Genomic DNA, 18,091 nt, shown 5'->3' with positions numbered 1-18,091 from the left:
CGCGGTTCAGCCGGCGATCCGCTCGCCGAGACGGCGGAAGACCTCGCGGGTCGGCGAGCCGGGCGCGGCGGTGTAGACGATCAACCGCTGGTCGCTCTCCGGCACCAGCAGCACCCGGCACTCGAACTCCAGCGGTCCCAGCTCGGGGTGGGCCACCCGTTTGACCACCGGGCGGCGGGTGGCCACGTCGTGTTCGGCCCACAGGGCGGCGAACCTCGGCGAGACGCCGAGCAACTCGGTGACCAGCTCGGCCAGCTCCCGGTCGCCGGGGTAACGCCCGTAGGCGGCGCGCAGGTCGGCCACCGAGTCGCGGGCGAAGCGCAACGTCTCCGCGTCGGTCCAGGGCACGGACGCCTCCTGCCGGAACCACCACCGGATCATGTTGCGGTCGTCGGGCGGCAGGTCGCCCACGAAGTGCCTGGCCAGCCGGTTCCAGGCCAACACGTCGTACCTGGCGTCCGCCAGGTACGCCGGGGTCTCCGTCATCGCGTCGATCAGGTGCCGAATTCCCGGCGCCACCACCGCGCTGGGGCCGGCCACCGGTGGCGGCCCCTGACCGGCCAGCCGGAACAGGTACTCCCGTTCGTCACGGCCGAGCAGCAGCGCGCGGGCCAACGCGGCCAGCACCTGCCCCGACGGGTGTGCTCCCCGGCCCTGCTCCAACCGGACGTAGTAGTCGACGGAGATGCCGGCGAGTTGGGCGACCTCCTGCCGGCGCAGGCCAGGCGTGCGGCGGCGTACTCCCTCGGGGAGGCCGACCTCGACGGGACGTAACCGGGCGCGGCGGCTGCGCAGGAAGGTGGCCAGTTCGGCGCGGCGCGACGTCATGCGTCCAGCTTGCCGCAGCGTGGGGCACGCAGGGTGGTACCGCCGGTACCAGGCTGCGCCGACCCCTCCCGCGCCCGGCGTGGAGCCGGCACGCTCGACACCATGACGACGACGCCACTCGCCCTGGTCACCGGGGGCAACAGGGGAATCGGGTACGCCACCGCGCGGCAACTCGCCGCGCGGGGGATGACGGTGCTGGTCGGGGCACGGGACGCCGACCGGGGCGCGGCGGCGGTGGCCGCGCTGCGCGACGGCGGGGCGGACGCCCGTCCGCTGCCGCTGGAGGTGACCGACCCGGTGTCGGTGGCCGCCGCGGCGGAGCAGGTGGAGCAGGAGTACGGCCGGCTCGACGTGCTCGTCAACAACGCCGGCATCGTGCGGGCCGACGGGATGGCGCGGCCCAGCGAGACCACCCTGACCACCCTGCGCGAGGTGTTCGAGACGAACGTCTTCGCGGTGGTCACGGTGACCAACGCGTTCCTGCCGCTGCTGCTGCGCGCCCCGGCCGGTCGGATCGTCAACGTCTCCAGCGAGGTCGGCTCGATCACCGCGATGACCGACCCGGAGAGTTCCGTGTGGCCGTTGACCTCGGTGCCGTACCCGTCGTCGAAAGCCGCGCTGAACATGGTCACCGCGATGTACGCCAAGGAGCTGCGGGACACCCCGGTCAGGGTGAACGCGGCGAATCCGGGCTACTGCGCGACCGACTTCAACGGCCACTGCGGGTACCGCAGCGCCGAGCAGGGCGCCGAGGTGAGCGTGCGGCTGGCGACGCTGCCGGCGGACGGGCCGACCGGGCAGCTCTGGGGGCATCTCGCCGCCGACGACTCGTACGGGGTGCTGCCCTGGTGACCGGCGTCCGCCCTCCGCGGGGCCGCCGCGCGTCCTCGATGGTCGGCGGTGCCGTGGGGTGAGGTGGATGCTGTCGAGCTGACGACGCGAACGAATCATCGGTTCTGTCATTGATGAGCGTGTATGGCGCTCCGTACCATCCGGGGTATGCGTGCCCGTCGTGTCACCGCCACCGCCGCTGCTGCCGTGCTCGTCAGCCTGGTCGCGGTCAGCGCCGCCCGCGCCGACGACACCCCGGCGCTGACCACCCCCGGCGCACCCGTGGTGGTCGCCAACGACCCGCACCGGCTCAGCCTGACCTGGACCCCGTCGACGTGGAAGGGCGAACCGGGCGGCCCGATCACCTACGACGTGCGCTCGCCGATCGGGCCGAACGCCTACCGGGGCCTGGGCAGCACGCAGACCAACGCCGTCACCCTGACCGACCTCGCCCCGGGCACCGACTACCGGATCGCGCTCCAGGCGTACGCCGTCGGCGGCTACTCCGACACCTCGGCGGTCACCGCCGTGCGCACCGCGTACGGGCGGGCGAAGGTCGACTACCTCAACCTCGACTGGGCGCCCACCGACAACCAGGCCCAGTTCCGCCTCGACGTCACCAACACCGGCAGCCGGCCGCTGGACCTGACCACCGTACGGGTCCGCTACCACCTGCGCTTCGAGAACGGCAACGCCGCCCTGACCACCGAGTGCGACTGGGCGACGCTCGGCTGCGACCACATCCGGCGTACCCTCCAGTATTTTCCGCCGCCCGCGCCGCCGCCCGGCCCGACGCCGACGCCGACCGTCTACCCGGTGCCCGGGACCCCCTTCCCCGGCTGGGTGGAGCTGACCTTCGACACCGGCGTGCTGGCCCCCGGCGCGTCCTCCGGGCCGATCCAGCTCCGGCTGCACCGGCCCAACTGGACCACGATCGACGAACGCGACGACCCGAGCTGGCAGGCGGCCACCGGCGCGTGGACCCCCAACAGCCGGATCACCCTCGACGTCGACGGGGTCCGCGAGTACGGCGACACCTGGGGCTGACCGCCGTCAGGCGTGGGCTTCCCCGGCGACGGCACGCTGGGCCGCGACGATCGTGTCGACCGGCAGGCCCAGGCCGCAGAGCACGGCGGCCAGGTAGTCCAGCACCCGCCAGTGCTGCTCGTCGGTCAGCCCGAGCCGCCGCCACGCCCCACCGGCCGCCCGCCCACCGGGGCTGGAGCCGGGGCCGCCGAGGGCTGAGGCCAGTTGGGCGGTCAGGCGGCCGGCCAGCCGGGGCCGGTCCAGCCCGATCAGGTACGGCGCCAGCTCGGCGTCCGCCGCGACCAGGCGCAGCCAGCGGATCACCACCGCGCGTACCCCGGCCGGCCCGAGCCAGTCGAACGCGCTCCGGGGGCAGGTGACCAGTTCCGTCGTCCGCACACCCTTCAGTACGGACCGCCGCGTACCCGCAGTTCACCGTCCCGTCGACGGGCGGTGCCCCGCGAGGAACGTCATGGTGGTCTGGTTGGCGGCCCAGCCGTCGGGGAACTTCACCGGCACGTCCAGGTGCACCGACTCCGTCGACGGGTGGGCGTCCAGCAGCTCACCGATGCCGGCGCGGGCCACCACGACGCAGGCGTGCCGGTGCCGGGAGGTCAGCACGCACAGCCGGCCCGACTCCAGGTGGAAGTTCGTCGCGTCCCGCCGGCCGGACAGCGGGTGCAGCACGACCGTCACGTCGTACTCGCGGCCCTGGAGCCGGTTGGCGGTGTCCACCGTGACGTCCGCCCCGGCCGGGCCGAGGTGGGCGCGGATCGCGGCGACCTGGTCGCGGTGCGCCGCGCCGACGGCGATCCGGTCGGCGGTCACCGGCGCGCCGTCCGGCGCGTGCTCGGAGACCGCGACCGCGCCCCGGGCCAGCACCCGCAGGGCGAGCGCGGCGCACGCCGCCGCAGCCTCCGCATCGGTACGCAGGGTGTGCCGGGCCGGCAGCTCGTGCAACGCCCAGCCGGTGCCGGCGGCCAGCTCCACCGCCGCGTCGAACGCGTCGCCCGGCCCCGGCCGGGTCAGCGTCAACGCCCGGTCGGCCGGGCCGGTGCCGGCGCGGAAGCCGGTGAACGGGTAGAACGCCGCCGCGACCACCGGGGCCGCCGACGCCGGCAGCCGCCAGGACACCGGCAGCCGGTGCACCGGCAACTCCGGGTTGTGCCGCAGCAGCACCGCCACCGCCGCCTGCATCGGGTCCCAGCTCAGGCCCGTCCAGCGCAGCGTCTCGACGGTGGAGAACGGGTCGAGCTGCCCGGGATCGCCCACGAACAGCGCCCGCTCGAACCGCCCGGCCACCCGCAACAGGGCGTCCGAACGCATCTGGTACGCCTCGTCGACGATCGCCCACGGCCACCGGCCCTCGGTGACCGTGGCCCACTTCGCCGCCGTACCGATGGTGACGGCCGGGTCGCCCAGATCGGCGACCTTCGACGCGACCCGGACCGTGTCGTGCCCCAGGACCCGCTCCGACGGCCGGTAGTCGGTCGCCGACAGCCGGCCGACACGCAGCTCGGGGGCCCTGGTGGCGAGCCGGTCGATGAGGTCGTCGACCTGCTCGTTGGTCTGCGCCACGATCATCAGCGGCTCGCAGGCGGCGGCCAGCTCGACGGCGGCCCGCACCACGAGGGTCGACTTTCCGGCACCGGGCGGGGAGTCGACCACCACGCCCCGGTGGTCGCCTGCGCGCAGGTCGGCCAGGACGGCCGCGACGACCCGTTCCGCCTCGACGGCGGGCGGCACCTCAAGCCCGAGCATCGACCTCTCCTCCCCAGCGCTCCCGGCACACTACCGGCCTGCGCCGACAGGACGTCCACGTCACACCCGACTGGTACGACAGCACCACCGGGAAGGGGTACGAATGATCGTCCTGAGCGACGGTGACCTGCTCACCGCCGACGTCGAAGCACTAGTCAACGCCGTCAACACCGTGGGGGTGATGGGCAAGGGGATCGCCCTCCAGTTCAAGCACGCCCACCCCGCCAACTACGCCGCCTACCGGGCCGCCTGCGCGGCGAACGACGTGCGGCCGGGCCGGATGTTCGTGGTCGACTCCGGCCGGCCCGGCCGCCACCGCTATGTCATCAACTTCCCGACCAAGGGGAACTGGCGGGCAAGCGCGAAGCTGCCCGACATCGAGTCGGGCCTGTCCGACCTCGCCCGGGTCGTCCGGGAACGGCAGATCCGCTCGGTGGCGGTGCCCGCCCTCGGCTGCGGTGCCGGCGGACTCGACTGGGAGGTCGTCCAGCCGATGATCGCGCGGGCGTTCGGTGACCTGCCCGACGTGCGGGTGCTGGTGTTCCCCCCGGAAGGCGCTGTTGGTCGGTCTTGAGCCCTGCGCCCGACACGCATTCATGATGAGTGCTCCTCTGCTCCTGACGTTCAGGTGGACCAGCGGACAGCGCATCGGGCTGACGTGGCGGGACACCTGATCGCGAACCCTGTCGGGCAGCTCTTCCCAGGGCTGACGGCGTGGCATGTGGCATTGCGTGCGGGACCTGCACGGCAGGTGTGAGCCGGACACCGGTCGTCGCGGGCGACCGGTTCGCCGGGCCGCTACGCCAGAATTCTGCTCGCCGCAGAGGTCGGTATCCCTCGCCTGGTGAACGCCAGGTAGACAGCGACGAAAGCCATCAGCATCAACGACACGGCGAGCGAGACGAGGGCGGCGACGGCGGGAATCTTCGGATCGTGAAACAGCACGACGAACGCGTAGACCTGGAAACCCGTCAGAGCAACGATGCCCGACCATGCGTCCAGTGATCTCATCGTCCGGTGCAGGCGATTGACTCCGGGGTGCTCGCCGACATCGAGTCGTACCGCGCTGGCATGGGTCGACATCGGTCCGTTCCAGGGGCTGAGCAACGGTACAAGCCCGGAATCCTGCCAACCCGGCAGGTACCGCGCCACTACTTCGCCGAAGACGCGACGATAGAACAGGGAGATTCGCAGGAGGGTCACCGCCCGAAGCACCGTGAACATCACGGCAATCGGAATGGCGACCCGCACGGGCGAAATGTCCTGGACCTTCACCCCCAGCAACTCCACCTCCAGCAGTTTGCCGTAGGTGAGGACGACGAATACCAGCCCGAGGCCGGCTCCCCGCGCCAGCGCCCGGCTGGCACTGCGCCCCTGATCCTCCTGGATCTGCAGCAGACGGGACAGGAAGAAACGGACGTCCTCCTTGTCGTTTCCGCCCTCAAGAAGCTTGCTAGCCCGTTGCTCGATCGTGAGGTCATCCACAGCAATGGATGGTATCGAGCGCCGACAAAGGTGTATTCGCGGAGGCGAGGGTATTGCTCGGCTCGGATCGTTTTCCCCACGTGCCGTCGCGGCGTACGTGCTGCGTGGTCACACCGACAAACGACCACGGCTGACGATCCAGCCACCCACGCCGTCGGGAGGACCCGTTAACCTCCACCGTCATGGACGAGCTTGAGGCGGGGATCTACGAGCATCTGGTCACCCACCAGTTCTCGGCACGCCTCAATTCCCTGGACCCCGCCCAGGTCCAGCACCACCCCCTCGACCCCGCCGACTCCCACCAGCCCCTCACCCGTCACCTCGCCGCCCTGATCAGCCGGGCCCTGCAAGCCGTTCCGAACGGCGACGACAAGCTCCGCCACCAGATCGAGCTGACCAACCGGATCGTCGAGGCCGTCGCCACCCTCAGCCCCGCCGCGACCGACCGGCACGACCAGATCGCCGACGCCCGCAACCTCCTGCACGCCATCGCCGCCCCGCCCACACCCCCGGCCCAGCCGACCTTCCCGCAGCGCCCCACCACCCCGCTGTCCACCGGTGCGCTACTCGTCAACGGCAAGCACCAGCCGCGCATCGGCCACGAGGTCAACCACGAGATGGCGTCGGCGCAGAGCGTGGACCTGCTCTGCGCGTTCATCAAGTGGTACGGCCTGCGCGTCGTGGAACCCGCCATCCGCGAGCTGATCCAGCGCGGTGGCAAGCTGCGCGTCATCACCACCACCTACCTGGGCGCGACCGACCAACGCGCCCTCGACCGGCTCGCCGAACTCGGGGCCGACGTCAAAGTCTCCTACGAGACCCGCACCACCCGGCTACACGCCAAGGCGTGGCTGTTCCGCCGCGGCAACGGCCTGACCACCGCGTACGTCGGTTCGAGCAATCTGTCGAAAGCCGCGCTGGTCGACGGGGTGGAGTGGAACGTCCGGATCTCGAACGTCGAGCAGCCGCACGTCATCGACACCTTCACGGCCACGTTCGAGGACTACTGGAACGACCCGGCGTTCGAGACCTACGACGCCGGACGGGACGCCGAGCGGCTGCGCCACGCCCTCAGCGGGGAACGGCGCGAGGACGCACCGACACAGATCGCCAACCTGGACGTGCGGCCGTACCCGTACCAGGCGGAGATCCTGGCCGACCTGGACGCCGAGCGGCAGGTGCACGGCCGGCACCGCAACCTGGTGGTGATGGCGACCGGTACCGGCAAGACGGTCGTCGCCGCCCTGGACTACCGGCGGCTGCACCGCGCCGGGCAGGTCGACTCGCTGCTGTTCGTCGCCCACCGGGAGCAGATCCTGCGGCAGAGCCTGTCGACGTTCCGGCAGGTCATGGGCGACGGTAGCTTCGGCGAAACCCTGGTGGCCGGCCAGGTGCCGAAAGACTGGACGCACGTCTTCGCCTCCATCCAGTCGCTCCAACGCCGGGAGATCGACCCGCAGGCGTACGACATGGTGATCGTCGACGAGTTCCACCACGCGGAAGCAGCGACGTACGCCCGGTTGTTGGAGCGGCTGGCACCGCGCGTACTGCTGGGGCTCACCGCGACGCCCGACCGGGCCGACGGCGGCGACGTGCGGCGGTGGTTCGACGGACGCGCGGCCGTGGAGCTGCACCTGTGGGAGGCATTGGAGCGGCAACTACTCGCGCCGTTCCAGTACTTCGGGGTGCACGACGACACGGACCTGTCGCACCTGCGGTGGCGGCGCGGCCAGGGGTACGATCTGGCGGATCTGGACGGGGTTTACACCGGTGACGACGCACGGGCGCGGATCATTCTGAAGGCCGTGCGGGACACCGTGGACACCGGTCGGATGCGGGCGATCGGGTTCTGCGTGGGTATCGGGCACGCCGAGTTCATGGCGGACTGGTTCACCCGGCACGGGGTGCCGTCGGCGGCGGTGACCTCGCGGGCGGACCGCGCGGAGCGCGACCGGTTGCTGCGGGAGTTCAAGGCCGGGAAGCTGCGGGTGCTGTTCACGGTCGACCTGTTCAACGAGGGTGTCGACCTGCCGATGGTCGACACGATCCTGATGCTGCGGCCCACCGAGAGCGCCACGATCTTCCTGCAACAGCTCGGCCGTGGGCTGCGCCTCGACGACGACAAGCCGTGCCTGACCGTGCTCGACTTCATCGGTGGGCAGCACGCCAACTTCCGGTTCGACCTGCGGTGGCGGGCGCTGACCGGGGTCAGCCGGAGGGCCGTCAGCGCCGCCGTGGAGCAGGACTTCCCGTCGCTGCCCAGCGGCTGCCACGTGCAGCTCGACCGGGTCGCCAAGGAGATCGTGCTCGCCAACCTGCGCACGGCGCTGCCCACGTCGAAGAAGGGCCTGCTGGCGGAGCTGCGGCAACTCGGCGACGTCGGCCTCGCCGAGTTCCTGCGGGAGACCGGCCTGGAGGTGGAGGACATCTACCGGTCGGCGTCGACCGGCGGGTGGGCCGGGCTGCGGCGGCTCGCCGGCCTCGACACCTCGGCCCCCGGCCCGGCCGACCGCGAGTTGGGCCGGGCGATCGGCCGGATGCTGCACCTCGACGACGTCGACCGGCTCGACCTGCTGGCCCGGGTCGCCGCCGGTTCATCGCCGCCCGACGGGCGGCTGTGGCACATGCTGCACTTCGATCTGTGGGGGCCGCAGGTGCCGCTGGCCGCCCGGGAGGAACGACTCAACCAGCTGTGGGCGGAGCAGTCCCGCTGCACCGAGTTGCGCCAGGTCGCCGAGGTGCTGCGGGACCGCATCCACCGGGTCACCGCGCCGGTCGGCGTGCTGCGGGTGCACGCCCGGTACAGCCGCAACGAGGCGTGCGCGGCGTTCGGCATTACCAACCCCGGGTCGCTGCGGGAAGGGGTGAAGTGGTTGGCGGCCGAGCAGGCGGACCTGTTCTTCGTCACCCTGGTCAAGTCGGAGCAGCACTACTCCCCCACCACCATGTACGCCGACCGGGCCATCACCGAGCGGCTGTTCCAGTGGGAGTCACAGAGCACCACGTCGGCGTCCTCGGCAACCGGGCAGCGGTACGTCCACCACGCGGCCCGGGGTTCGACGGTGCACCTGTTCGTCCGGGAGACCCGGGTGCCGGACCGGGACCTGGGCGCGCCGGCCTACCTGTACGCCGGGCCGATGACCTACCGGCAGCACAGCGGCGATCGGCCGATGCGGATCGTGTGGGAGTTGGCGACCCCGCTACCCGCCGACCTGTATGCGGCGGCCCGCACCATCGCCGCATGACCTTCTCTCAGGAGGTGCTGGCCCGCCTCACCTCCCTGCGACTGCACCAGCAGCACGGCCGTCGTGCGCCACACAAGCCGCTCCTCGTGCTTTTGGCCCTCGGTCAACTCACCCACACCGGCACCAGTGAGCTGCCCTGGTCACACGCACAGGAGCGGTTGAGTGACCTCATCGCCGAGTTCGGCCCGCCGTCGAGAACGAGCCGGGCGCAGAGCGCCGCATACCCGTTCACCCGCCTTCGCACCGATGGTGTGTGGACGTTGGACCGGGACGTACCGATGGACCTCACCGGTCCTCTGGCAACCCACGACGTGGCCGGGCGGTTCGACAGCGCCACCGAGTCGGCACTGCGACGGAGCCCCGAGCTGCTGCGGAGGGTGGCCCGTACGCTGGTGGAGCGGAATTTCCCGGCCACTGTCGCGCCGGACGTGCTGACCGCCGTCGGCCTGGACCCCGTTGACGTGCTCCAGGCCTCCGGGGTCGCGTCTCTGCCAGGCCGTAGACGTGACGCCGGCTGGCGGCGGGCGGTGTTGCAGGCGTGGGATCGGCAGTGCGCCTTCTGCGGGTACGACGGGCAGCTCGGCAACGCCAGTGTCGGGGTGGAGGCAGCACATGTGCGCTGGTTCGCCTTCGACGGCCCGGACGAGCCGGACAATGGACTGGCGCTGTGCGTGCTGCACCACAAGCTGTTCGACTTTGGTGTACTCGGGCTCGACGCGGATCTGCATATCCAAGTCTCCGCCGCCTTCACTGCCCGGACGCCGGTCGGCCGCGCCACCTACGAACTGCACGGCCGGGAGTTGCGTCCGCGCCCCGGCACTCTGGTACCGGCCGCTACACACGTCACCTGGCATCGTCGGGAGGTGTTCAAAGGCAAGCCGCTGTCGGTGTGAGGAGAAGTCAGATCGCGGAGCGAACGTGTGCTGTCTGAGGCTGCTCACGCGGCGCGTAGGTCGGCGGGGGGGGATGCTCTCCGGTTCTCGTGCGGCGAGCCGGGCAGACATCCAGGGGCGACAGTGGAACAATCCCCGGATCGGTCAAGACGAACACGCCGGGGGTCCCGTGAGCTTCGACTTTCTCATGACCGACCATCCGGCCTGGCATGCGGAGGGTCATCGTACGTCCCGTATCCTGACCCTCGACACAGGCGCTGCCTGGATCATCGAGGTCCGGGGCCAGCAGGTGACTACGACCCACGTGCACGGCGAACAGACCCCACCGCCCCTGGATGTCTTCTCGCTCCCGGCGGCACCCCGTCCGCAGGCGGAACCCATCCACGCTCCGTTGGTTCGAATGGGATCGGTGGCACGCCTTCGTAACCCCAGTCTATGGGAAGCGCTCGCAACGGCAATCATCCGGCAGGTGATCCGCGCGGGACAGGCCCGCAGGCTGTACCGGGACTTCTGCAGCCGCTTCGGCGACGTGATCGCACCATCCGGCGAGACGGACTTTCACACTTTTCCATCCGCCACACGTGTGCTAACCCTGAGCGATGACGAATTCGCCGAGAGTGGCATGTCGTTCAAGCGCAGACCACTTCGACACGCCGCCACCGCATTCCTCAACCACGGGCGCTCCTGGGCGGAGCTGTCACCGTCGGTCCTGGTCAAGGAACTCCAGACCGTTTCTGGCATTGGCCCGTGGAGCGCCGGTGCCACTGTCGCCGACTGGAGCAACGACTGGGCTCTCTACCCCTATGCCGACCTCGCTGTCCGCACCTGGGCGCGACACGCGAACCCCCACCACCGCTGGGCCGCTGACGAGCCGGCCTTCGCGCGACAATGGCGGCGGTTGACCGGTGAGCACCTGGCCACGTACACCCTCCTCACGCTTGCCTACGGCACGCAACAGGCCGGAACTGTCTGACCATCTCATTCTCGGCGTCGCCCCCGGCACACCGATCGATCTCCTGCTGGTCAACGCCCCACTGCGGGACTACACACTCCGTCCTCGGGTCAACGACTTCACGTTGCCGGTGCTCGGGATGGGCTACCTCGCGACTTACGCCGCAGCACAGGGTTTCACCGTCGGCGTCCTGGATGGTGAATCCCTCGGCCTCGGCATCGACCACATCCAGACGGTCGTCAATGAGGTCGCGCCCCGCTGGGTGGGTTTCAATCTGCTGGCACCGACCTACCGCCTGAGTGCCCGGATCGCCGCCGGGCTCGATCCGACGATCCAGATCATGGTCGGTGGGCATCAGGCGAAGGCGATGCCGCAGGCCGTGATCGAAGACCCCCGGTTCGCCCGGCTGGAAGCGCTGGTCGTCGGCGAAGGGGAAACCCGGGTGGCGGAACTCCTCGAAGATCGCCGTCACCGGGTGCGGTTGCCGGGGGTGATGTGGCGAGATCCCGTGCTGGGCACGCCGGTCACGGGCGGCATTCCGGGGACTGCGTGGCACCTGGCTCCCGACATCAATGCCCTACCGTTCGTCGACCGCCGGTTCTTCGCCGCCGACCCCTACCGGTCAGAATCTGGACCGCTTGAGGCAGCCATGGTGGGTGCCCGTGGTTGCCCGTACGACTGTTCGTTCTGCGGGGCAGCTGTCAGCGCCAACCCGGACGTCACCATCCGCACCCGCGAACCGGCCAACATCATCACCGAAATGGACGAGCTGCATGCCCGTTACGGCGTGACAGCTTTCCGATTCGTCGACGACCTCTTCCTCGGCCACGAACGCTTCATCCGGCGATGCATGGCCGCGTTCTGCGAGGTGGGCATCGGCGGCCGGTACGTCTGGGACGCCACTGGGCGCATCAACATCCTTGCCCGTGCCGACGATGCCCTGCTGGAGCAACTTGCCAGCAATGGCTGTCGCGAGGTGGCCCTGGGCATCGAGTCTGGTAGTGAGCGTCTCCTGGGACACATCGGCAAGCGGATCAGACCGGACCTGACGCGGGAGGTGGTCCGCCGCCTCACTCGCCTGGGTATCAGCGTGAAGGGCTACTTCATCCTCGGCCTGCCCACCGAGACGTACGACGAACTGGAAGCGACCGTCCGGCACGTCCACGAACTGTGGGACCTCACCGAGAACACGCCCGGAGGATTCCGCGCGAGTGTCTTTGAGTTCCGGCCCTATCCGGGCACGCCCGAGTGGCACCGGCTGATGGCGACCGGCCGGTACGACCCGGCTGATCTTCTCGCCTACACGGCAGTGGACCTGACCGACGACGGACTGGATGAAGCGATGCGCGCCCGCGACGAATTCAACTTCTCGGTCAATCTCCAGTTCGGGGAGGTCGAGTTGTCCCACGTCCGACGCCGGCTTGTCGAGCTGGCCCGCACCCAACATGACCGGTCGACGACGCGATGACCGGCCGATTCATCGTTCTTGAGGGCCCGAGCGGTGTCGGCAAGACGACCGCTGCCGCGTTGCTCGCCCGCCTCCTGACCGCTGACGGGTGGGAGGTCCACCAGACCAAGGAACCGAGCCACACCGTGCTGGGTGAGACAGCACGGCACGGCACGGACGACTACCGTGGTCTGACGCTCGCCTGTCTGGTGACCGCCGACCGCTACCACCATCTGGAGACCGAGATCCGTCCGGCGCTCGCCGCAGGGAAGGCGGTCATCTGTGATCGCTACCTGGCCACCTCGCTGGTGTTGCAACGGCTCGACGGTGTGGACGGTGACTTCATCTGGGCCCTCAACCAGCACGTCGATCGTCCGGATCTCACCATCATCCTCACCGGCGACCCGGCCCGTTCCCGAGCCAGAGCCGCCGCTCGCGGCATCCACAGCCGGTTCCACCGAGGTGGTCCGGAAGCGGGGCGGCAGGAACGTGAACGCTACGACCAGGTGGCGGTGGAGCTGGCGAAGGCGGGTTTTCCCGTTCACCGGCACGACGTCGGCGAGCAGAACCCCGAAGAGGTGGCAGCCGAACTGCTGCAACAAGTCAGGGAGCTGCTCGCCACAGCCGGCACTCAGCCACCGGCCGGCAATGCCGAGCGCAGCAGCGAATCGTAGGTCTCGGTGCTGCGCACCAACTCCACGCCGAGACTGCGGGCGAACCGGTCCAGTTCCTGCTGGACCTCGGTCGCCGACCGGTCACCGCCGATCATCGTCTCGATCTCGAAGAACGTGCCAAGGCCGTCGACCTCGTCGAGACAGAGCTGCATGTCGTCGATCCGGGCCGTGCGTCGGGCTTTCACGATCCGGGTGGTCGGATAGAACCCCATAACGAGGATCGCCGCGTGCATCGGCTCCCGATCCAGGACTTCAGTCTCGTGTTCCGCGCAGGCCAGTTCGTTCTCCAGCGGTCTCTTCACGCAGAAGGTGTGCCGGCCGTTCTCGGTACGCAATCGGGCGAACGCCGCGCCCGCCTTGCTCTGCCCATAGGTCCAACCGTTGGCCGCGTACGCCTGGTCGTCCTGGCGGATCGGCGCGGAGAAGACGGCACCCCGGGCAGTCAGGGCCCGGATCAGCTCCATCGGCTCGACCACCCGGTACTTGACCTCGATCTCCCGCAAAACGGTGGCCATCGCATCTCCATGAACCCGGTTGGTCTCGTACCGGATCACCCAATCACAGCGCCCACCGGCTGAACGAGCGACACCCTGACCGGACGCTTCCTTCTTCGGTGCCGATCAGCGCGCCCCGATCCCCAACTCCTCGACGCGCTGCCACAGCGGCGTCAGCGCCGCCTCCGGGTCGCGGCTGAACACGCTCCCACGGATCCGTACGAACACGCAGTTGCCGACCCGTTCCAGCACCGCCTGCCGGCGCATGTCGCTCTCCCACTGCTCCGGCCCATGGTAGGCGTCCCCGTCGCACTCGATCGCCAGCCGCCGCCCGTCCGGCGCGGGCAGTACGAAGTCGATCCGGTACGAGCCGATCCGGAACTGCGGCAGTGGCCGCAGCCCCCGGCGCAGCATGCGTCGCAGCACCTCGCGTTCGAAGTCGCTGTCGCAGCGCCGTTCCAGGTCGTCGTACGCCTCCTCGGCGGTGGTGACGTTCTGGCAGTAGCGCAGCAGCAGGCCCCGGGCGTCGTCGGGGCGCAGATCGTCGGGTTGCACGGAGTGAAACACCCAGAGCTGGTCGCGGGCCCGGGAGGCGGCGACGTTGACCCGGCGGTGATGGTCGCGCTTGGTGAAGGCGGCGACCGGGCCCTGGTGCGGGGAGACGACCGTCGACACCAGCACCACGTCGCGTTCGTCGCCCTGGAAGGTGTAGGAGTCGCCGACGCGCAGCCGGCGGCGTTCCATCTCCTCCGCGCCGATCTCCTCACGCAGCCGGGCCAGCAGGTAGAGGGCCTGCCCGCTGGTGCTGAGCAGACTGACCACGCCGACGCTGCGGCCCGCGTACGCCGGGTCGGCGACGATCGCGGCGACCCGGGCGACGAGCGCTTCGGCCTCGGCGACGTTGACGTCGCCGTAGCCGGGCAGCTCCTGGCGGACGCCTTCGGGCACGTGCACGGCGACGACCGGGTCGCCGATGCCGGCGGGCCGGTCGGTGCGCAGCGGTTCGATCTCGCCGCCGTAGTAGGTGTCGCTGGAGAAACCGATGATCGCCGGTACGGACCGGAAATGCTCGGTGAGCAGGATGCGTTCGGGCGAGCGGCGGACCGCGTGGTCGTAGAGGCTGCTCTCCGGGTCGAAGTGCTCGGCCGACGGCACGTCGACGAGGTGGGAGTTGATCAGGCCGGTGACGCTGCCGACGAAGGAGAGCTGCGGGCCGATCTGCTGGTCGTCGCCGACCACGACGGCCCGTTCGGCGAGGGTGAGGACGGGCAGGGCGAACAGGTCAGCCTGGGACGCCTCGTCGACGATGACCACGTCGAACCGCGCCCCGCCGGCGAACTGTTCGATGGCCCGGTCGACGGACATCACCCACACGGGCACGGCGTCCACGGCGGCGGTCATCGCCTTCTGGGCGTGGGCCTGCCACTGGGCGGCGTTCTTCCCCGTCCCCTTGCCGATCTTGCGCAGGGCGGTGGTCCAGTCGGCGAGGGCGGCCCGCCGCCGGTCGTCCAGCGCCAGCGACACCTCCAGCCAGGCGGAGGCGACCACGAGTTCCCGGGTGAGCTGGCGGATGCGTTCCCGGGTGCGGTCGACGCGCCGGCCCAGGGCCACCGGGTCGACGCTGCCGACGACCTGGTCGAACCAGGTCTGCGTGCGCCGCCACCGCCACCGGTCGAGGCAGTCCGCGCCGGTGCCGTGCAGGGCGACGGCGGCGCCGTCCTCAAGCTGGGCGGTCCAGTCCGGGGCGACGGGCCGCAGCCGCCCGGTGAGCTGGGCGAAGCGTTGCGCCTCGGGGCGCAGGGCGGCGAGCCGGCGCACCTCGTCGAGCAGGGCGTCCCAGCCGTCGAGGTCGCCCTGGTAGCTGTGGTCGAGCAGCCGCCACAGGTCGCTGGCGTCGACACCGGACATGCCGCGTTGGAGCAGCGCGTCGAGCCGGTGCTCCTCGGCCACCAGCTCGTCGTGGACGAACACCGCCGTGGCCCGGCCCAGCAGGGTGATCAGCGCGGTCAGCCGACGTACGTCGACTGTGTGTTCGGCGCGCGGCAGCACCCGGCGGACGGTGCGCAGCAGCGTCGGCCAGCGCCGTCGGTCCCAGTCCAGGGCGGTGGCGGCGGCGGTGAGCAGCCGGCCCGTCCAGTACTCCGGTTCGTCGCCGACCTCGGCGGGCAGGCCGAGCGGCGCGCGCCACTCCGCCCACCGGGTGGCCAGGGCCTGCCGCAGCCGACGCCGGGTGACGTACGCGACGACGATGTCGACGTCGTCGGCGTTGCGCAGCACCTCGCCGTCGATCCGGCAGTCGGTGGCGATCCGGGCCAGGGTGCCCTGGAAGAGCTTGTTGACGCCCTTGCCGGCGGCGAAGCGTTGCCGCAGCTCGTCGAGCAGCGCCAGCAGCCGGCGCGGTTCGGTCAGGTGCAGCTCGGCGACGGTGACCTCGTGCCCGGCGATGACCCGGGCGGCGGCGGCCAGGTCGGCGAGCGCCTGTTGGCTGGCGGCGACGTGGTCCTCCCACCGGATCCGCCAGTTCGCGTCGGCCTGCACCAGCGCGCCGAGGCGGTCGGTCCACGCGCCCTCCCGCTCGGTGAGCAGGGTCAACGCCTCCCGTAGCTGCCCGCCGAGCTCCTCCAGGGCGGGCTGCCCGACGGCGCGTACCTCGGCGACCAGCACCCCGGCGTCGGCGAGCCGGTCCAGTTCGTGCCGGGTCGCGGCCAGCTCCCGGCGGTCGTCCCGGATCGCCTCGGCGGTCGGCAGGTCGGCCGCCGTCGGCAGCTCCCGCAACGCCTGCGCCCGGTCGGACCGCCGGGTACGCCGGGCGATGTCGAGCAGGTCGCTGAACTCCTCCCCGGTCAGCGGGGCGTCCAGCTCGGGGGCGAGCGGGTCGGGGATGTCGCCGTACCGGTCGGCCCGTTCGCGCAGCCACCCACCGACGTCGCCGGGGGACAGCCGGACGCCGTCGATCTCGTACCTGGCGGATTCGTGTTCGGCGAGCGCGCGCAGGCCGGCCAGGGCGAGCCCCAGGTCCCGCTCCGCCTCCTCCAGTTGCCGGCGCAGCCGGTCGACCCGCTGCTGTTCGGCGCGACGGTCCAGGGTGGCGCCCCGGTCGGAGAGTTCCCGGGCGGCGAGCTGGAGCTGCACGAGCTGGTCGGCGGAGCGGCCGAGCACGGCCAGGCAGAGCGGTTGGATCTCCGGCGGCAGGCCGTCGCGCAGCACCCGCAGCGGGTCCTCCTTCTGCGCGACGACGAGCACCCGTTTGCCGTGCGCCATCAGGTGGCAGATCAGGTTGCGGATGGTGTGCGTCTTGCCGGTGCCGGGCGGCCCCTGCACCGCGACGTTGCGGTGCTGGGCGAGCCTGCGGGCGATGGACTCCTGCGCCTCGTTGGTGGGCAGCGGCATGAGCAGCCGCTCCCCCAGCGGCTGCCAGCGCTGCGGCTGGTCCTGCGGCATCTCCAGCCGGCTCGGCTCGTGGGCGAGGATGGCGGCGAGCGCGCCGATGCCCGTGGTGTCGCCGGCGAGCAGCCGGGCCCTCAGCTCCTCCAGGAAGCGGCGCAGCATCCGCTGCCGGGGCCGGACGAACAACACCCCGGTGTCGTGCACGTACGGGCCGGTGGGGGCGGGGGCGTCGGCGTCGCGCAGCACCGGGTCGTTGCCGAGGCGGCGCAGCGCCCGCTCGAAGAACTCCCGCCTGTCGAACTCCGCCCAGACGTCGAGGTCGAGCTGCCCGCCGGACCCGGCCAGGGCCAGCAGTTGCCGCAGGTAGCGTTCGTCGAGGCCGGTCAGCGGGTCGGTCTGCAGCCGGGCCGGCCCCTGCGGCACCACCCGCACGACCGACCGGTCGGGGTCGTACTCGACGGCGACCGGGGTCACCACCAGCGGATACCGCACCCGGTGACCGGCGACCTCGGTGCCGATGACGCCGTGGCCCCAGACGAGTTCGTGGCTGGCGGCGGTCATGTCGACCCGGTGCATCAGGTCGAACAGGGCGCGGTGCAGCCGGCGTACCCGGTCGGTGCGGTCGGCCTGCTCGGCCCAGGGCCGCCAGTCCTGCTCCCGCCACTGCTCGAAGCGGGGCCGCAGCCGCGCGATGGTCTTCTCGTCGCCGGTGAGCCTCGGCTCGGCCGGGTAGGGCGGGGGGTCGGCGAGGTGCGCGACGAACTCGACGGGGGTCTTCAGCCGCCGGGGTGCCGCCGGCAGGCCGACCTGGAGCCAGCTCACCCCGTCGGCCGAGACGCCCACCTGGCAGTCGGGGTGGTCGGGCAGGTCGTGCTGCCAGAACACGTCGGCGGTGGGCACCGTCCGGGCCGGCTTCTCCAGTTGGGCACGCACGGCCATCAGGTAGTCGACCAGCGCGGTGGTGCGCTCCAGGATCAGCGCGGGCGATTCGATGTCGGACGTGGCGCGGGAGAGCATGCGGCACCTTTGCTGGCTGTGGCGGTCCCCGGCACCCTACCGGCGAATTCC

General features: G+C 71.0%; 14 protein-coding genes. 8 read left to right on the top strand and 6 right to left on the bottom strand.

Annotated features, from left to right (window positions below):
- Positions 1 to 6: 6 nt before the first annotated feature.
- Entirely contained in the window at positions 7 to 828 is an 822-nt protein-coding gene (locus Q2K16_RS26725) for a helix-turn-helix domain-containing protein (protein WP_302740902.1), read from the bottom strand.
- 102 nt (positions 829 to 930) lie between these two features.
- On the opposite strand from Q2K16_RS26725, the gene Q2K16_RS26720 reads away from it, so the two are divergent.
- Positions 931 to 1,680 (top strand): SDR family oxidoreductase, encoded by a 750-nt coding sequence (locus Q2K16_RS26720; protein ID WP_302740901.1) that lies wholly within the window; start codon positions 931 to 933, stop codon positions 1,678 to 1,680.
- Between the two features lie 147 nt (positions 1,681 to 1,827).
- Positions 1,828 to 2,706, top strand: a complete 879-nt coding sequence (locus Q2K16_RS26715) for a cellulose binding domain-containing protein (protein ID WP_302740900.1) — start codon at positions 1,828 to 1,830, stop codon at positions 2,704 to 2,706.
- A 6-nt stretch (positions 2,707 to 2,712) separates the two neighbouring features.
- Here Q2K16_RS26715 and Q2K16_RS26710 read toward each other — a convergent pair whose 3' ends face one another.
- Both Q2K16_RS26710 and Q2K16_RS26705 read right to left on the bottom strand, forming a co-directional pair.
- Positions 2,713 to 3,084, bottom strand: a complete 372-nt coding sequence (locus Q2K16_RS26710) for a globin family protein (RefSeq protein WP_302740899.1) — start codon at positions 3,082 to 3,084, stop codon at positions 2,713 to 2,715.
- Positions 3,085 to 3,117: 33 nt separating this feature from the next.
- The gene (locus tag Q2K16_RS26705) at positions 3,118 to 4,446 is read right to left on the bottom strand and encodes an AAA domain-containing protein (protein ID WP_302740898.1); all 1,329 of its coding nucleotides are present in this window, start codon (positions 4,444 to 4,446) and stop codon (positions 3,118 to 3,120) included.
- A gap of 103 nt (positions 4,447 to 4,549) precedes the next feature.
- Here Q2K16_RS26705 and Q2K16_RS26700 point away from each other — a divergent pair, with 103 nt between their 5' ends.
- Positions 4,550 to 5,020, top strand: a complete 471-nt coding sequence (locus Q2K16_RS26700) for a macro domain-containing protein (protein WP_302740897.1) — start codon at positions 4,550 to 4,552, stop codon at positions 5,018 to 5,020.
- A gap of 224 nt (positions 5,021 to 5,244) precedes the next feature.
- Here the strand turns inward: Q2K16_RS26700 and Q2K16_RS26695 are convergent, their stop codons facing one another.
- On the bottom strand, positions 5,245 to 5,931 hold the full coding sequence (locus tag Q2K16_RS26695; protein ID WP_302740896.1) for a hypothetical protein: 687 nt from the start codon (positions 5,929 to 5,931) through the stop codon (positions 5,245 to 5,247).
- Positions 5,932 to 6,113: 182 nt separating this feature from the next.
- Here Q2K16_RS26695 and Q2K16_RS26690 point away from each other — a divergent pair, with 182 nt between their 5' ends.
- From Q2K16_RS26690 to tmk, 5 genes are all read left to right on the top strand, one after another.
- Positions 6,114 to 9,176 (top strand): DEAD/DEAH box helicase, encoded by a 3,063-nt coding sequence (locus Q2K16_RS26690; RefSeq protein ID WP_302740895.1) that lies wholly within the window; start codon positions 6,114 to 6,116, stop codon positions 9,174 to 9,176.
- Complete coding sequence (locus Q2K16_RS26685) at positions 9,173 to 10,069, top strand: phosphorothioated DNA-binding restriction endonuclease (protein WP_302740894.1); 897 nt, start codon at positions 9,173 to 9,175, stop codon at positions 10,067 to 10,069. The genes Q2K16_RS26690 and Q2K16_RS26685 overlap by 4 nt, the downstream gene beginning before the upstream one ends.
- 169 nt (positions 10,070 to 10,238) lie before the next feature.
- Positions 10,239 to 11,042 (top strand): DNA glycosylase family protein, encoded by an 804-nt coding sequence (locus tag Q2K16_RS26680; protein ID WP_302740893.1) that lies wholly within the window; start codon positions 10,239 to 10,241, stop codon positions 11,040 to 11,042.
- Positions 11,008 to 12,489, top strand: coding sequence for a B12-binding domain-containing radical SAM protein (locus tag Q2K16_RS26675; protein WP_302740892.1), 1,482 nt, complete (start codon positions 11,008 to 11,010; stop codon positions 12,487 to 12,489). The genes Q2K16_RS26680 and Q2K16_RS26675 overlap by 35 nt, the downstream gene beginning before the upstream one ends.
- Positions 12,486 to 13,142, top strand: coding sequence for a dTMP kinase (gene tmk, locus Q2K16_RS26670; protein WP_302740891.1), 657 nt, complete (start codon positions 12,486 to 12,488; stop codon positions 13,140 to 13,142). The genes Q2K16_RS26675 and tmk overlap by 4 nt, the downstream gene beginning before the upstream one ends.
- On the opposite strand, the gene Q2K16_RS26665 is transcribed toward tmk, so the two are convergent.
- Positions 13,100 to 13,657 carry a class IV adenylate cyclase gene (locus tag Q2K16_RS26665; RefSeq protein ID WP_302740890.1) on the bottom strand — a complete coding sequence of 186 codons (558 nt, stop codon included), beginning with the start codon at positions 13,655 to 13,657 and terminating at the stop codon, positions 13,100 to 13,102. The two genes, tmk and Q2K16_RS26665, sit on opposite strands and share 43 nt — an antisense overlap.
- Positions 13,658 to 13,762: 105 nt before the next feature.
- Positions 13,763 to 18,040 (bottom strand): AAA domain-containing protein, encoded by a 4,278-nt coding sequence (locus tag Q2K16_RS26660; protein WP_302740889.1) that lies wholly within the window; start codon positions 18,038 to 18,040, stop codon positions 13,763 to 13,765.
- Positions 18,041 to 18,091: the final 51 nt, after the last annotated feature.

The sequence above is a fragment of the Micromonospora cynarisoli genome (assembly GCF_030518815.1).
GTDB lineage: Bacteria > Actinomycetota > Actinomycetes > Mycobacteriales > Micromonosporaceae > Micromonospora > Micromonospora wenchangensis.
This window is presented reverse-complemented; position numbering and strand designations above follow the sequence as displayed.

Bases quoted from the DNA above. Each gene is read 5' to 3' on its own strand.
- Q2K16_RS26725 (WP_302740902.1), bottom strand. From the start codon at position 828: ATGACGTCGCGCCGCGCCGAACTGGCCACCTTCCTGCGCAGCCGCCGC.
- Q2K16_RS26720 (WP_302740901.1), top strand. From the start codon at position 931: ATGACGACGACGCCACTCGCCCTGGTCACCGGGGGCAACAGGGGAATC.
- Q2K16_RS26715 (WP_302740900.1), top strand. From the start codon at position 1,828: ATGCGTGCCCGTCGTGTCACCGCCACCGCCGCTGCTGCCGTGCTCGTC.
- Q2K16_RS26705 (WP_302740898.1), bottom strand. From the start codon at position 4,446: ATGCTCGGGCTTGAGGTGCCGCCCGCCGTCGAGGCGGAACGGGTCGTC.
- Q2K16_RS26700 (WP_302740897.1), top strand. From the start codon at position 4,550: ATGATCGTCCTGAGCGACGGTGACCTGCTCACCGCCGACGTCGAAGCA.
- Q2K16_RS26690 (WP_302740895.1), top strand. From the start codon at position 6,114: ATGGACGAGCTTGAGGCGGGGATCTACGAGCATCTGGTCACCCACCAG.
- Q2K16_RS26685 (WP_302740894.1), top strand. From the start codon at position 9,173: ATGACCTTCTCTCAGGAGGTGCTGGCCCGCCTCACCTCCCTGCGACTG.
- tmk (WP_302740891.1), top strand. From the start codon at position 12,486: ATGACCGGCCGATTCATCGTTCTTGAGGGCCCGAGCGGTGTCGGCAAG.
- Q2K16_RS26665 (WP_302740890.1), bottom strand. From the start codon at position 13,657: ATGGCCACCGTTTTGCGGGAGATCGAGGTCAAGTACCGGGTGGTCGAG.
- Q2K16_RS26660 (WP_302740889.1), bottom strand. From the start codon at position 18,040: ATGCTCTCCCGCGCCACGTCCGACATCGAATCGCCCGCGCTGATCCTG.